This is a genomic window from Paenarthrobacter nitroguajacolicus, from assembly GCF_007786235.1.
In the GTDB taxonomy this organism is placed as follows: domain Bacteria; phylum Actinomycetota; class Actinomycetes; order Actinomycetales; family Micrococcaceae; genus Arthrobacter; species Arthrobacter nitroguajacolicus_A.
The window spans coordinates 433,512-447,866 of the sequence record NZ_VNFK01000001.1; the positions used below are offsets into that span (position 1 = coordinate 433,512).

Here is a 14,355-nt window from a genome sequence, read left to right on the forward strand (position 1 = left end):
GCATCATGGATGTCATGAAAAAGAACGGCCCCGAAGCCAAGCTCCTTGTCGTCGATGACGAACCCAACATCCGCGAGCTGCTCTCCACGTCCCTGCGCTTCGCAGGGTTCGAGGTCGTGGCCGCGTCCAATGGTCGCGAAGCCCTCGCCGCGGCCGATCTCCATGCCCCGGACCTCGCTGTCCTGGACGTGATGCTGCCGGACATGGATGGCTTCACGGTCACCCGCCGACTCCGTGCGGCCGGCAAGCATTTCCCCGTCCTGTTCCTCACCGCGAAGGACGACACCGAGGACAAAGTCACCGGCCTCACCGTGGGTGGCGACGACTACGTCACCAAGCCGTTCAGTCTCGACGAGGTCGTGGCCCGCATCCGCGCCGTGTTGCGCCGCACCCAGCCGCTGGAAGACGACGACGCCGTGATCCGTGTTGACGATCTTGAACTCGACGACGACGCCCACGAGGTCCGCCGCGGCGGCACCGTGATCGAGCTGTCCCCCACCGAGTTCAAGCTCCTGCGCTACCTCATGCTGAACCCCAACCGCGTCTTGTCCAAGGCCCAAATCCTGGACCACGTGTGGGAGTACGACTTCAACGGTGATGCCTCGATCGTTGAGTCCTACATTTCCTACCTGCGCCGCAAAGTGGATATCGACCCCGATGCCGCAGCCCTCATCCAGACCAAGCGCGGCGTGGGCTACGTGCTGCGGACGGCAGAGAAGCGCTGACCTTGCTGCAACGCTGGAAATCGGCGTCCCTGCGGTCGCAACTCGTCGCCATCATCATGGGCCTTCTCCTACTGGCCCTGGCCGCGACGGGCTCCGGCACGTTAACGCTCGTCAAGAGCTACCTGCAGGGCCAAGTGGACGATAAACTCAAGGCCGCCGTCGCCTTGGCGCAGGAACAGCAGGGTTTCGACGACCTCACCAGGCCCAACTCCGCCCCTTCCGGCTCTGGCCCCAACGATGCTGCCCCTTCCGACTCTGCAGTGCCCACGGATTACTCGCTGACACTGTACGTTCCCGGGCTGGAACCCTACACGTTCGGCGGAAGCCAAACCGATCGTCCAGCGATCACGAACATCACCGCAGCAGAGGCCAAGCAGCGCGGCAACACTCCCTTCCAGGTCAGGGGCACCGCAGGCACCAACTGGCGCGTCGTTGCCGTGGGCGTCGTTGCCAATGGACAAAACGGCGTGGTCATCATTGGTCTGCCGCTGACACCGGTGGACAAAGTCATGGAGCATGCCGTCTTGGTGGTGGTCGGCGTGGGCTTATTGACCCTCGTATTGGCCTTCTTCATCGCCACCTGGACGGTGGCCCGGTCCTTCCGCCCCTTGGCGAAGGTGGAAAAGACGGCTGCTGCCATCGCCGCGGGAGACCTGTCGCGACGCGTGGAAATCGACAACCCGCATACCGAAGTGGGGCGTCTTGGTGGTTCGCTGAACGCCATGCTTGCACACATTGAAGCTTCCTTCGCAGCACGCGCTGCTTCAGAAGGGCGCATGCGGCGCTTCGCGGCCGACGCTTCCCACGAACTCCGTACGCCCTTGGTCACCATTCGCGGATTCTCGGAGCTCTACCGCCACGGCGCCCTCACCACTGAGGAAGACATCGCGATGGCCATGGGCAGGATCGAAAGCGAAGCCAAACGCATGGGCTCCATGGTGGAGGACTTGTTGCTGCTGGCCCGCTTGGACGAGCAACGGCCGCTCCAACTCAAACCCGTTGACCTCCACCTTCTGGCGCACGACGCCATGGTGGACACCAAAGCCTCTTCGGGTGACCGCACCATTACGCTCACAGGACTCGACGGCGGCTCCCCCGCCGCTGCGCCCGTCCAGGGAGATGAAGCCAAGCTTCGGCAGGTCATCGGGAACCTGGTGGGCAACGCCTTGCGGTACACGCCCGAGGGAAGTCCGATCGAACTCGCCGTGGGTGTCCGGACGACGCCTGCCGGCTCGGTCTCGGTCATCGAGATCCGCGATCACGGGCCCGGCATCCCTGACGCTGAAACCAACAAGATCTTCGAACGCTTCTATCGGGCCGACACCTCGCGCACCCGCGAAACAGGCGGCAGCGGCCTCGGACTCGCGATTGTTGCCGCAATTGTTGGCTCCCACGGTGGTTCAGTCCGGGTCACAGAGACCGACGGCGGCGGGGCCACCTTGGTGGTCAGCCTGCCGTTCCACGAAGAAGCTGCCGAGTTGCTCTCCACCTAGCGCTTTCATTCACATAGCGCTTTCGTCCACATAGCGCTGTTGTCCACATAGCGTCGATGTTCTGTTTCGTGGTTTCACGCGGCTTCCTAGGCTCGTTGTTGTGGCCCACGCTTCCCGCCGCAACCTGCGGAACATCTCATCGAAAGGCATTACCCATGAGCGTCATCTCCGTCGACACCGAGTTGCTCCAGCTCAAGTCTGCGAACGTCAAAGGAACTGTTGATCGCATCAGTTCGGATGTGCAGACCATGAGACGCGGCCTCGAGGAACTCGAGGCCACATGGAAAGGGACAGCGGCCACCAACTTCCAGGCTCTCGTCCTGGAGTGGTCAACGACTCAAAGCAAAGTTGAAGCCTCACTGGCGTCCATCACTATGGCTTTGGCCTCTGCAGCAACCAGCTATTCGGAAGTGGAGCAGGGCAACACCCAGCGCTTTATGTACTAGCGACCGGCGCCCGCACCAATGAACTCCTGCGGGGCCGGGTGTCTTCCCCCTTGTACATCCGGCCTCGCAGGTCGATAGTCCACGGCCCTGAAGCTCGACTGCTTTAGTTTTCGACGGCTGCTCTAGTTTTCGACGGCTGCTTTAGTTTTCGATGGCCGCTTTAGTTTTCTACAGTCCCTTGGTGGAATCTCAGCCGCCATTGGCCGCGGTCCAGGATCCAGACGGAACTCCGGAGCGCTGAGCCCGTATGGGCGAAGCTGCGGTAGTTCAGCAGGATGGTGTTGTCGCTGAGACGGTCGGCACTGAGAAGCTCCAACTCGGTGGGTTCGCCCGGATCCTCTTCCAGCGCCATCATCATGGCATCCCGTGTCCAGAACCGTCCGGAGCTGCCGATTTCCGCGAAATCGGGGTGCAACAGGATGCCAATCCGGCCGATGTCCGCCCGCACATCAGGCCTGAGGAGTTCACGCTCCAGGGCGAGCACTGTATCTTCCGCGGACAGCTCCTGAGCGGAAGCGTCGTCGTCGAGCTCGCTGAAAAGATCTGCTTGGCCAAAGATGCCCGACTCTCCAAAGAGGGTTGGCTCGAAATGCGGCCTCATGGCCCGGCCCGCCTTGGCAAGCGTCGAAGCTGCGTTCACTGCCGCTGCTGCGCTGGCACCGGCAGGAATGCCAGCACTGGCGGATGCTGCTGCAGCAACCGGCTCGGCGGCCTGGACATGGCTCTCCTGCTGGGCCTGCGCCCCTTGCCCAGCGCCAGGGAAGCCGGGACCCACCTTCGGCGCCACGCCCTGCTGGTAGGCCGTGGCAACGGCGCGTGCGCGCTCGTCCGCGGCTTCGTTCAGGTCGTGGCCGGCGTGGCCTTTGACCCATTCGAACGTGTACTTCCGGCCAACGATTGCTTGATCGATGTCCTTGAGCAGGTCCACGTTCAGCACAGGCTTGCCGTCGGCCTTCCGCCAGCCTTTCCGCTTCCAGCCCGGCATCCACTTGGTGACGCAGTTGATAACGTACTGGCTGTCGCACAGGATCAGCAGTTCTTCCTGGGGTACATGGGCAGTGGACCTGAACAGGTCCAGGACAGCCATTAGTTCGCCCTGGTTGTTGGTGCCGTGCGGCCACCCACCTGCGCGCCAACAGGAGTCATCAACGTACCAGGCCCAGCCGGCCGGTCCAGGATTACCGAGGGCGGACCCATCGGCGGCAGCAATAATCGTCATAGCGTTAATCCTGCCAGAACGCACCGACACTTATTCCGTGCTATTACTCCACTAAGCAGCACGGGATGCCGTTTTGAGCGTTCATAAGGGCCTCTGCTGCTACCTCCTTGGGGAGCCGGCCCTCGGGAACCAACACAAAACGGCGGCCCCCACCAGTAGGTGAGGACCGCCGTCGTTTGCTCTAAAGCGTGATGCTTGGCGCTGTATCGCTACAGCTTAGGGGCTTAGAAGCCGCCCATGCCGCCCATCTCGTCGCCACCGGCAGCCGGAGCGTTCTTCTCAGGCTTGTCGGCAACTACAGCCTCGGTGGTCAGGAACAGACCAGCGATGGAGGCAGCGTTCTGGAGAGCCGAGCGGGTGACCTTTACGGGGTCGTTGACGCCGGCAGCCAGAAGGTCTTCGTAGACGCCCGTGGCAGCGTTCAGGCCGTGGCCGGAAGGCAGGCCGCGAACCTTATCTACAACAACGCCCGGCTCGAGGCCTGCGTTGAAGGCGATCTGCTTCAGCGGAGCGTCGATGGCAACCTTGACGATGTTGGCGCCCGTTGCCTCGTCACCCTGGAGGGTGAGGTTGGCGAATGCCTTGGCGCCGGCCTGGATGAGGGCAACGCCACCACCGGCAACGATGCCTTCTTCAACAGCAGCCTTGGCGTTGCGGACTGCGTCCTCAATGCGGTGCTTGCGTTCCTTGAGCTCAACTTCGGTTGCGGCACCGGCCTTGATCACTGCAACGCCGCCGGCCAGCTTGGCCAGGCGTTCCTGCAGCTTCTCGCGGTCGTAGTCGGAGTCGGAGTTTTCGATCTCGGCGCGGATCTGGGCCACACGGCCGGCGATCTGCTCGGCGTCGCCGGCACCTTCAACGATGGTGGTCTCGTCCTTGGTGACAACAACCTTGCGGGCGGTGCCGAGGAGTTCCAGGCCAGCGTTTTCGAGCTTGAGGCCAACTTCTTCGGAGATGACCTGGCCACCGGTGAGGATGGCGATGTCGGCGAGCTGAGCCTTGCGGCGGTCACCGAAGCCCGGAGCCTTGACGGCAACGGACTTGAAGGTGCCACGGATCTTGTTGACGATCAGGGTGGCCAGAGCCTCGCCCTCGATGTCTTCGGCGATGATCAGCAGCGGCTTGTTGGACTGCATGACCTTCTCCAGAACCGTGACGAGTTCCTTCACGTTGGAGATCTTGGAGTTGACGATCAGGATGTACGGGTCTTCGAGAACCGTTTCCTGGCGCTCAGCATCCGTGACGAAGTAAGCGGAGATGTAACCCTTGTCGAAGCGCATGCCCTCGGTGAGCTCGAGCTCCAGGCCGAAGGTGTTGGACTCCTCGACAGTGATGACGCCTTCCTTGCCCACCTTGTCCAGGGCTTCGGCGATCAGGCTGCCGATTTCCGGGTCACCGGCGGAGATGGAAGCCGTAGCTGCGATCTCTTCCTTGGTTTCGATTTCCTTGGCGGAGGCCAGCAGTTCGCTGATGACTGCCTCGACAGCCTTCTCGATACCGCGCTTGAGGGACAGCGGGTCGGCGCCGGCGGCAACGTTGCGCAGGCCTTCCTTCACCAGTGCCTGGGCGAGCACGGTTGCAGTGGTAGTACCGTCGCCAGCGACGTCATCCGTCTTCTTGGCAACTTCCTTGACCAGTTCTGCACCGATCTTCTCGTAAGGATCGTCCAGCTCGATCTCCTTGGCGATGGAAACGCCATCGTTGGTGATCGTGGGAGCGCCCCACTTCTTTTCGAGGACGACGTTGCGTCCACGCGGGCCGAGGGTAACCTTGACGGCGTCAGCGAGGATGTTCAGGCCCCGCTCGAGGCCGCGGCGTGCCTCTTCATCAAATGCAATGATCTTGGCCATAACGGCGGTAGTCCTTTCGGGACAGTCGTTAAGAAGGTACCTGTCAGATGGGGTGCCCGCGACGGACGGTCCTTTGCTTGCGGCCTATGTATGCCCCGCGCTCCGAACCTCACCCCACCAAGGTTTTTTCTTGATCCTCCAGCGGCCCAAAGCCATCCGCCACCGGGATTAACCGGGCCGGACTTAGCAGTCGAACCGTAGGAGTGCTAAATCAATAATTAGCACTCGGCCGGGGAGAGTGCAAGCAGGGATGCCCATTTACGCTATAAACAAAGGGGTTTCAGCCATGAGCTGACGGGAACTGCTGAACTCGCGGCGAGCTACGCGACCCGGACCCCTTCGGCCTGCGGCCCCTTCTGGCCCTCCCCCAGTTCGAACTCCACCCGCTGCCCCTCCTCCAGGGCGCGGAAGCCGTCCATTTGGATGGCGGACCAGTGTACAAAGACGTCGTCCCCGGATTCATCCACAGTGATGAAGCCGTAGCCTTTTTCGGCGTTGAACCATTTGACGGTTCCCAATGCCATGATGCCCACACTTTCGCAGTAGCCAAGACCGGTTGCCGGGATCTCCGTACCGGAATTAATCCACTGTAACCACTGTCACTATGCCGGCGCTGCCATGAACGGGGAGGGCATCACTTTTGTTATTGAGGCTTAACCGAGTTGGGCCTTTTCGGACCGTTTCGCGGCTACTGGTAGCCGGGTCCCGCCACGACCACCAAGGGCTGCTGGACGTCGGGGCTTTCCACAATCGCCTGGATGCCCAGGAGTGCGCCAAGGGCTTCGGCGTTGGCCTTCTGCGCAGGAGCATTGAAGAAGATGACGGACGTCTGCTGGGGTACGCCGCCCCAGTTGCCTACGGTGCTTAACGTCCAGCCGTCACCTTCGACCAAGCCTGCCACTCGGCCGGCCAGGCCCGCGGTACCGGCCCCGTTGTAAACCGCCACCGGGGTGGTCTTGTCCACCGGCGCTGCGGACGCCGTCTCGGACGGAACGTCCGATGGCGTCGTTTCCGGGCTGGGTTCGCCGGAGGCGGCGGGGTCGCTGCTTGCCTCGGTGGGCTCGGCAGATGGTGAGGCACCAGTTTGCTGGGGAGCCGGCGTCGACACGTTTGAGGACGCGCTCGGGGCCACCAAGCCGAGGTTCGGAAGGATCAGGAAGGCCACCAGGCCGAGCACCAAAGCTACGGCTCCTACGGTCAGGACCGGCCACAGGGTGGGGCGGGCGGTCTCCTGGGCGTCGCGGTGCACGCCCTGCCGGTTGGTGTTCTGTGGGACCTGGTCGAATTCGTCCCTGGCAAATTTGGTCATGGTGAAGCGTTGTCCTTGCTGGTTGCTGCTGACAGATCAGCCTGGCGATTTACGCGTCGGACCCCAAGCGACGTGCCGTCCGCGCACGTTGGCGGGACGTACGTAGTCTACGCAATCTCTTGACCAGCATGGGATCGTGGGCCAACGCATCCTCGGTATCGATCAAGGCGTTCAGGATCTGGTAATAGTGTGTGGCGGAGAGATCGAACAGTTCGCGGATAGCCTGTTCCTTGGCGCCGGCGTACTTCCACCACTGCCGTTCCAGGGCCAGCATCTGCTGGTCCCGTTCACTGAGCGGGGAGTCGCTGCGGGTCTCGGCCGCGAGATCTTCAAGGGCAAACCCGGTAGCCTGCGGCGCCATCGGTTCCGGTGCTGGTTCTGCCACGGCACACTCCTTCGACGCTTGTTGGGTGAAAATGTCCTACCCCTATGTTACGGGCGAATAACAACGCTGTCATTCGCCCTGCCGGCGCCAGCCGGGAGACAATGGCGTGGTGACTGGCGAGGATGCACTGTTTGACCTTGAACCCACGGGCGTGGCGGATCCCGGATTTGACGCGCTGGTTGATCTGCCGCTTGAGGAGCTGATGGCCCCCGACTGGGCAGAGGCCTTGCGGCCTGTTGAACCACAACTCCGGGACGCGCTGGCCTTCGTGGCGCGCCAGGCCGGGAACGGCGCCGAGGTCCTTCCTGCCGCCGACAATCTGTTGCGTGCCTTTCGCCAGCCGCTTACCGACGTCAAAGTACTCATTCTGGGCCAAGACCCGTACCCGACGCCGGGACACGCCGTCGGGCTTTCCTTTGCCGTGTCACGGCAAACGCGACCCATCCCCCGCAGCCTTGCCAACATCTACCGGGAACTTCATGACGACCTCGGCCTGCCACCCCGGGTCCACGGCGACCTCAGCGCCTGGACGGACCAAGGCGTCCTGCTGCTGAACCGCGTCCTCAGCGTCGAAGCGCGGAATGCCGGCTCACACCGCAACAAAGGTTGGGAGGCCCTGACGACGGCGGCCGTCACCGCTGTGGCCAATCGAACCGACGCGACTGGTCGACAGAGGCCACTGGTGGCGATCTTGTGGGGAAAGGATGCCGAAGGAGTTGCGCCGCTGCTGGCCGGAGCGCCGTCGGTTGTCTCGGTACACCCGAGCCCCCTGTCGGCATCCAGGGGCTTCTTCGGCTCCAAGCCCTTCAGCCGCACGAATGACCTTTTGCGCGCGCAGGGCGCCGACCCCATCAAGTGGGAACTGCCCGTGCTCTAGCCCGGAACTGTAACCTTCGACTCATACCCAGCAGGCGTTCAGTGAATTAGCTTAGGCTTACCTTCATGACTGCTCTCCCCGTCACCTCGTCCGCCTCACGCAAAACCCGCCCCCAGGTCAATCTGACCGTCTTGCGGAAGGAACGACTTTCGCTGCACATGGTGCGGATCGTTGCCGGCGGGCCAGGATTCAGCGACTACGCGAACAACGAGTACGTGGACCGTTACGTGAAAATCGTCTTCCCGCAGCCGGGTGTCGATTACGAATATCCGCTGGACCTATGGACCATCCGGGACACCATGCCGCGTGAGCAGTGGCCGCACACCCGGACCTACACCATCCGTTGGGTGGACCTCGAAGCCCAGCAACTGGCCATCGACTTCGTGGTGCATGGCGACGAAGGTCTCGCCGGGCCCTGGGCAGCCGCAGCCGAACCAGGCGACTCCATGATCTTCACAGGCCCGGGCGGGGCCTACAACCCCGCCCCTGACGCGGACTGGTACCTGTTCGCCGGAGACGACGCCGCTATCCCGGCCATCGCCGCCTGCGTTGAAGCTTTGGGTGCTAACGCCCGTGGAACGGCCTACCTTGAGGTGGACAGCGAGGCCGACATTCTGCCGATCTCAGCACCGGCCGGCGTGGAACTGCACTGGCTGCTCCGCAAGGGAACTCCCGCCGGATCCAGCGATCTCCTGCTTGAGGCACTGCGCACCACAGAATGGCTGCCCGGGCGGGTCGACGTCTTCGCCCACGGCGAGCGTGGCTACATGAAGGGCCTGCGCGAGATCTTCTTCGCACAGCGCGGGCTGGAGCGTTCGCAGGTCTCCCTGTCCGGTTACTGGGCCCAAGGCCGCGTTGAGGAAGTCTTCCAGGCAGAGAAGAAACTTCCCGTAGGACAGATCTAGCTTTTAGTGCAGAAAGGGCGCCGCGAAGATGCGGCGCCCTTTCCGTTTGCTCTGATATGCCTAGCGGCGCCTGACCCGGCGACGTTCATTGCTGGACAGGCCCTTGGTCAGCGGCCTGGCGAGGTTGTCGCCGAGCACGATGCCCGCTGCCACCCCCATGACGATGGCCGCGGCGTTGAGCATGCCGCCAGCACCCACAAGGATGTCTCCCTCTTCCACGGTCAAAACATACATCGACCGGAATATAGTGAGGCCGGGCAATAGGATCAGGGCCGCCGGGACGGCCACCACCAGCTGCGGAGCACCCAGCTTGAGCGCCACAACCCGGCCCAGGAGACCGATCACCACCGCCGCGACGGCCGGCGACAGGCGATCGCCGAGACCAGCTGCCCCGGCACCCCACAAAACGAAGAAGCCCACGATGCCGACTGCCGCCGTCGGAAGTAACAGACGCATCTGCGTTTGTTCGGTGACGCCGATGGCCACCACCGCGATCGCGATCAGGACCGCTTGGCCCCACAGCGGATACGCGTCGGGGAATGTTCGCGTGACGTCCAGGACTTCGCTGCCCATCAGCGTTCCGACCACGACGGCGACGCCGATACCCGCGACGATGGCTCCGAAGGTGAGCGCCGTGGAGAGGAACCGGCCGGCCGCTGTGACCGGGAAGCCGTTGATGGCATCCTGCACTGACGAAACGAGGCGGCCCGTTGGGAGCAACAGCAGGATTCCGCCCGCCACCACAATGGACGGAGGGATGTCCACACCCGCCCAGCCGAGCATCAGGGCGATGAAGGTGACCAGAAACGCGCACGCCATGGTGTTGAAGAAGTCCGCCGTCCGCCATCTGGCAAGTTGACGGGAGAGCAGGCTGATCAGGATGTTAGAGCCAAAAGCCACGGCCGATGCACCCAGCCCGCCACCCAGGACGCCCACAAAGACCGCCGAAAAGATGCCGAAGGCCATGGTGACCATCCACCGCGGGAACGGTTTGGCGCTGCGAATGATCTCGTTCAACCTGCGTACGGCTTCGTCGCGGCCCACTCCACCGGCCACGATGTCCGTGACCAGTTGGTGCACCTGAGCCAAGCCTGCGTAGTTGTTGGTCCAGGAGCGCACCACGCGCAGCAGCGTGATGGGAGTCTGGTCCTTGGGAGCATAGTTGATGGCCACCGACTGGTTGGTGATGTCCACTTCAATGTTCTTCAGGCCAAGCGCAGCAGTGACCGCAATCATGCTGGTTTCAACTTCCAAGGCCCCAGCGCCGTATCGGAACATGACCTCTGCCAGATGAAGGGCGAAGTCGATGGTCTTCCGGGCCGAGGCATCCACCCCCACCACCTGGATGGTGGGGTTGGCGTAAGGACTCCCCGCAAGCCGGTCCACGATGTTCATGGGGGCGGTGGGCGGACTATCACCTTGGACCAGGCGCATGAGCATGCGCTTGGCGTTGACGTTCTGCCGGACCTGCGACGGACGCAACGGTTGGGTCTTGGGCAAACCGTCGGTGTGGGGCCGGCTGGCGGACCCCTCGGGGCGTTCAGTCACGCGGTGATCCTCCTTTGGCTTGTTTGATTAGCGGTTCCCCCGAAGCTTTCGCACTACTGGCAATTTCTCAAGTGGCAATCGTCCCAGTACTGTCTGGGCGGCTCCTGCGAGCTTCCTGACCACGCGGTAGGCGTTGAACACCAAGGGGTTCACGGGGGCGACGAAGTCGCCGAGCAACTGCACTACCTCGCCTCCGAAGCCCTTCTTGAACTCATAGCCGCCATGTCCGGTCTCGTCCTGGCCCTGGATGCCGAACGTGCCGTAGAAGTTGTAGCGGGAATACCCGTTGTTGAGCGCGTGCAGCATCATGCCCCAATAAAGGGACGTGGCGCCGTTGAAGTAGATGTAGTCCTGCACGGTGCCGCCAATGACGCACACCAGTTCGTCGCCCGAGCAGGCGAAGTGGATGGCTGCCACAGTCGCAACGCCCACGGAATCGGGGAACCGTTCGATGTCCTTGAGGCTGCGCTCGTAGCTGTCGACGAGGTCCTGGACCACCTTGACGCGGTTGGCCTTCTTCTTGCTGCCAGTCTCCTCTACCTCCCGTTTGAGGTCCGCGAGGGTCTTGGACTCGGCATCCAGGCGCTCAGTGATGGACGCGCGGTACTCAGGGATGTTGATCTTGGCCATCATGAGCTTGGTGAACTCAGCGGAGGTGTTGCGGAGAAGTTGCTCGTAGTACTCGCGCTCGCGGTACGTGAAGCCCTTCTCGTCGCCGGCGGTGCTCAACGCCGTGTAGAAATCGTCCAGTGTTTCCAGCGTGGCCTGCTCCAGGTACACGCCGTTCTTCTCGGCTTTCCGGATGGCCTTGCGGGTGCGGTAGTTCATGCCCATGATCAGCTCTTCGGAATCGGCAATCCCGTCGAGCTGCTTGATGAACATCCAGTTGATGTTCGCGAAGTTCATGTCGAAGCCCTGGTGCCTGAAGCCCAGGCCTTCGAACTCCTTCAGCAGCGGACGATTGTCCTCAACCTCCGGGTGCTCGGCGCCTTCTTCGTCGCGCGCGATGTACCGGATGTTGGGCGAGATGCGCAGCTCAGCGGCCTTTTTCGAGGCCGCGCGCTTCTTCAACTGCTCGACGACGAAGCGCACCGCGGCGGCGTCGCTGTAGTCCATCAGTGGTCCCTTGGCGCAGTCACACACTTTGTAGCCAAAGCGATTGGCAGTGTAGACGAGCTTCCCTGCGGCAATCAGGGTGCCGCTGCGGGTCACGCCGAAGAGCTCGACTTCCTGCCCGCGGGCGCGCTGGAACCGCGTCAGGTCCATGGACTGGATGAAGCTGCCTTGCGGATGGCCCTTGGCGAAGGTCTCGAAATCAGCGTCACTGAGAATCACGAATTCCATGTCGGTTCCAGCCTCAATCGGAGTCAAAGAAAATACCTCACCTAAAGTAGATTTGCACCCGTTGGTGGCCGGGGCGGGCCTGAAGTTGGCGTTCTGGCTGTGGTTGACCGTCAGTAGAACTGGCCGCCTGTGCGCATGGTCTCGAGTCGACGGAAGATGCGCTCCGCACCTTTGAGCCACAACTTGTGCCGGACAGGCCCCAGCACGAGGTCGTAGCAGCCCACGAAGTCCGTGACGGTCTTGGTGAAGCTCGTCTTGAACAGGCCCATTCCATAAAGGGGGTGGGTTTTGTCCTTGATCCTCGCGGCAGGCGGTGTGCCGCAGAAGTCGTACTCCACGCAGCCAAGTTCCTGCATGCGCTGTATTGCCGCCCACTGGGCGAGGTGCGAGTCACCGTACTGCTTGCGGTTCTGGGTGGAACCGCCGTCCTTGTACGTGGCCTTGGAACCGTAGTTGATGACGAAAGCGCCAACGCTGGGGGCGCCGTCCTCGTGGACGAAGAAGAAATGCCCCTGGCCGCGGCTGCAGAACTCTTCCCAGAACTTCGAGTAGTACTCGTAGCTCCGCAGCGGCATGGCACCCTTGGCGTTTACAGTGTTCTGCATGAGCGCGTAGAGCTTGCGGTAACTGTCTTCGCCGGGCTCAGCCGGGAGGACCTCGCACCCCTCCCGCTCTGCCCTGCGGACCGCGTTCCGGGCCCGTGAGGAGATACTGCGGAGCACTTCATTGGCTGGCGCGGAGATGTCCAGTAGCGCGGTGGAGTCGTTGGACTGGATGTTGGGGGCCTTCACCAAACCGGCAGCCGTCAAATGGGACGTTGCCTCGGCAGACTCCACTACGTCGGGTTCGATCTTGATGGTGAAGACGTTCATCTTCTGTTCCTTGGCCAATGCGGCGATCGCCTTGAGCATGGGGCTGATGTCTTCGACGGCGGCGGCATCGGGGCCTTTGATGAGATACCAGAGTCGGCCCATCACTGGGAACTTCTTCTCCAGGAGCAAGTTGTAGCTGGCGTAATCGGCGGTCTCCACCACCAAGCGGCGGACCAACCAACCGTTGCCGTCCTTGACTGCCGCGTAGGCGTCCGACTGCAGCATGTTGCCGCCGTTCGGATTAGCCGTGACGTGTTTGTCCCAGTTATCGATTTCCTCGGCGGTGGCAAAGCGGGCGGTAAATTCTCGCAAGGTGGCCGTGTCCAATCTCAGGGTTTTGGTGCAGTGTTCAAAAGCGTGGTGCGCATGCGGACATGCAGCCCCAAGTCTATCGGGCCGAGAAAAATCTGCTGGTTTCCGAGCAGAAACGCGCTCTTCCGGGATCCTACAAACGGATCTGTTGCATGCTCTCCAGCTGGATGGCCTTCGGTTGTTTCCCCAGTTCGCGCTGCCCGCTGACAAGGCGATCCGCGGTAGTGAGCCTGCTGAGGCTTAATCCCGTGAGGTCCGCGATTTGCCCAATGGGAACCTGGAACGTCCTGAACGGCCCGAGCGGCGGTGGTTCGCCTTCCAGCAGCCGTTGATCGATTGCTTTCTTCAGTTCAACCTTGCCCAACAGCGGCGACTGGTCCAGGACGAATCCGACGGCGGCCAGCTTGGCATCATTGGTCCAGGCGGCGATCTTCCAGAACTTCCGCGGAATCTGCACGCCACGGTATGGCTGGTCGTCATCAAGGAAGACGGGTCCCGTAAAGACGCTGAGCTTCGCGTCATGGGCATCCGCATGCCCCAGTACATGGTCCTCGAGCCCCACCCACAATTCCTTGCCTTGGTTGAAGTCATCAACCTGCGGTGCTGCGTTGGTGAACGCAAAGGTGTCTTGATTGGCTTTCTTGGCCGTGGCAGCATCACCCCAGACGGGGTCAAGGCGCCTGACCAAGTGTCCGCGGTCGAACGCGTTGTTCTTGTAGACGTCCGGGCCTGCCTGCTGTTCCCGCGGAATCCTGTCATCGAAATGCCAGGTCCCCTCGCGGGCCAGTGGGTTCAGTTCCGCGCCGCTGATATTGACCCCCACGATCGCCGCGAGCTTCCGGGCAGCCCGGAAACGCACGGAGAAGTGGATGTAGTCCAAAAGAATCGTCGTTGCCGACGGACTGGGCAGTTCAAGGCGTGCCCGCAAAAAATCCCTGTCGTATCCCCCGCTCATGGATACAGCATGGCACTAGGCACAGACAGTAAAAAGACTCAGCATTCGACGACGTTGACGGCGAGGCCGCCCATCGCGGTTTCCTTGTACTTATCGGACATGTCCTTGCCCGTCT

General features: G+C 62.2%; 14 protein-coding genes. 5 read left to right on the forward strand and 9 right to left on the reverse strand.

Annotated features, from left to right (window positions below):
• Window positions 1–14 precede the first annotated feature (14 nt).
• The 3 genes from FQP90_RS01945 to FQP90_RS01955 all read left to right on the forward strand — a co-directional run bounded on the left by FQP90_RS01945 (window position 15) and on the right by FQP90_RS01955 (window position 2,664).
• Window positions 15–725 (forward strand): response regulator transcription factor, encoded by a 711-nt coding sequence (locus FQP90_RS01945; protein WP_026543233.1) that lies wholly within the window; start codon window positions 15–17, stop codon window positions 723–725.
• A gap of 2 nt (window positions 726–727) precedes the next feature.
• On the forward strand, window positions 728–2,218 hold the full coding sequence (locus FQP90_RS01950; RefSeq protein WP_144648051.1) for a sensor histidine kinase: 1,491 nt from the start codon (window positions 728–730) through the stop codon (window positions 2,216–2,218).
• A gap of 155 nt (window positions 2,219–2,373) precedes the next feature.
• On the forward strand, window positions 2,374–2,664 hold the full coding sequence (locus FQP90_RS01955) for a WXG100 family type VII secretion target (protein WP_144648052.1): 291 nt from the start codon (window positions 2,374–2,376) through the stop codon (window positions 2,662–2,664).
• Window positions 2,665–2,824: 160 nt separating this feature from the next.
• Here FQP90_RS01955 and FQP90_RS01960 read toward each other — a convergent pair whose 3' ends face one another.
• From FQP90_RS01960 to FQP90_RS01980, 5 genes are all read right to left on the reverse strand, one after another.
• Window positions 2,825–3,883, reverse strand: coding sequence for a ribonuclease HI family protein (locus FQP90_RS01960; RefSeq protein ID WP_144648053.1), 1,059 nt, complete (start codon window positions 3,881–3,883; stop codon window positions 2,825–2,827).
• Between the two features lie 224 nt (window positions 3,884–4,107).
• Window positions 4,108–5,733, reverse strand: a complete 1,626-nt coding sequence (gene groL, locus FQP90_RS01965) for a chaperonin GroEL (RefSeq protein WP_144648054.1) — start codon at window positions 5,731–5,733, stop codon at window positions 4,108–4,110.
• Between the two features lie 320 nt (window positions 5,734–6,053).
• Complete coding sequence (locus FQP90_RS01970; RefSeq protein WP_011773737.1) at window positions 6,054–6,257, reverse strand: cold-shock protein; 204 nt, start codon at window positions 6,255–6,257, stop codon at window positions 6,054–6,056.
• A gap of 164 nt (window positions 6,258–6,421) precedes the next feature.
• Window positions 6,422–7,042: a LytR C-terminal domain-containing protein gene (locus FQP90_RS01975; RefSeq protein WP_144648055.1), complete on the reverse strand. Its 621-nt coding sequence runs from the start codon at window positions 7,040–7,042 to the stop codon at window positions 6,422–6,424.
• Window positions 7,043–7,091: 49 nt separating this feature from the next.
• Window positions 7,092–7,427 (reverse strand): DUF3263 domain-containing protein, encoded by a 336-nt coding sequence (locus FQP90_RS01980; RefSeq protein WP_144648056.1) that lies wholly within the window; start codon window positions 7,425–7,427, stop codon window positions 7,092–7,094.
• 106 nt (window positions 7,428–7,533) lie between these two features.
• Between FQP90_RS01980 and FQP90_RS01985 the strand changes: the two genes are divergently transcribed.
• Together FQP90_RS01985 and FQP90_RS01990 are read left to right on the forward strand one after the other, a co-directional pair.
• Window positions 7,534–8,304, forward strand: a complete 771-nt coding sequence (locus tag FQP90_RS01985) for a uracil-DNA glycosylase (protein ID WP_144648057.1) — start codon at window positions 7,534–7,536, stop codon at window positions 8,302–8,304.
• Window positions 8,305–8,369: 65 nt separating this feature from the next.
• A complete protein-coding gene (locus FQP90_RS01990) occupies window positions 8,370–9,209 on the forward strand; it encodes a siderophore-interacting protein (RefSeq protein WP_144648058.1) in 840 nt (279 codons plus the stop codon).
• A gap of 60 nt (window positions 9,210–9,269) precedes the next feature.
• On the opposite strand, the gene FQP90_RS01995 is transcribed toward FQP90_RS01990, so the two are convergent.
• The 4 genes from FQP90_RS01995 to FQP90_RS02010 all read right to left on the reverse strand — a co-directional run bounded on the left by FQP90_RS01995 (window position 9,270) and on the right by FQP90_RS02010 (window position 14,240).
• Window positions 9,270–10,757 carry a threonine/serine ThrE exporter family protein gene (locus FQP90_RS01995; RefSeq protein WP_144648059.1) on the reverse strand — a complete coding sequence of 496 codons (1,488 nt, stop codon included), beginning with the start codon at window positions 10,755–10,757 and terminating at the stop codon, window positions 9,270–9,272.
• 27 nt (window positions 10,758–10,784) lie between these two features.
• On the reverse strand, window positions 10,785–12,101 hold the full coding sequence (locus FQP90_RS02000) for a peptidoglycan bridge formation glycyltransferase FemA/FemB family protein (RefSeq protein ID WP_144648085.1): 1,317 nt from the start codon (window positions 12,099–12,101) through the stop codon (window positions 10,785–10,787).
• 110 nt (window positions 12,102–12,211) lie between these two features.
• Window positions 12,212–13,300 (reverse strand): lipid II:glycine glycyltransferase FemX, encoded by a 1,089-nt coding sequence (locus FQP90_RS02005; protein ID WP_144648060.1) that lies wholly within the window; start codon window positions 13,298–13,300, stop codon window positions 12,212–12,214.
• Window positions 13,301–13,418: 118 nt separating this feature from the next.
• Window positions 13,419–14,240, reverse strand: coding sequence for a DNA/RNA non-specific endonuclease (locus FQP90_RS02010; protein WP_144648061.1), 822 nt, complete (start codon window positions 14,238–14,240; stop codon window positions 13,419–13,421).
• Between the last annotated feature and the right edge of the window lie 115 nt (window positions 14,241–14,355).

Coding starts and splice junctions, on each gene's coding strand:
- FQP90_RS02000 (WP_144648085.1), bottom strand. CDS start 12,101: ATGGAATTCGTGATTCTCAGTGACGCTGATTTCGAGACCTTCGCCAAG.
- FQP90_RS01955 (WP_144648052.1), top strand. CDS start 2,374: ATGAGCGTCATCTCCGTCGACACCGAGTTGCTCCAGCTCAAGTCTGCG.
- FQP90_RS01970 (WP_011773737.1), bottom strand. CDS start 6,257: ATGGCATTGGGAACCGTCAAATGGTTCAACGCCGAAAAAGGCTACGGC.
- FQP90_RS01975 (WP_144648055.1), bottom strand. CDS start 7,042: ATGACCAAATTTGCCAGGGACGAATTCGACCAGGTCCCACAGAACACC.
- groL (WP_144648054.1), bottom strand. CDS start 5,733: ATGGCCAAGATCATTGCATTTGATGAAGAGGCACGCCGCGGCCTCGAG.
- FQP90_RS01945 (WP_026543233.1), top strand. CDS start 15: ATGAAAAAGAACGGCCCCGAAGCCAAGCTCCTTGTCGTCGATGACGAA.
- FQP90_RS01990 (WP_144648058.1), top strand. CDS start 8,370: ATGACTGCTCTCCCCGTCACCTCGTCCGCCTCACGCAAAACCCGCCCC.
- FQP90_RS02010 (WP_144648061.1), bottom strand. CDS start 14,240: ATGAGCGGGGGATACGACAGGGATTTTTTGCGGGCACGCCTTGAACTG.
- FQP90_RS01960 (WP_144648053.1), bottom strand. CDS start 3,883: ATGACGATTATTGCTGCCGCCGATGGGTCCGCCCTCGGTAATCCTGGA.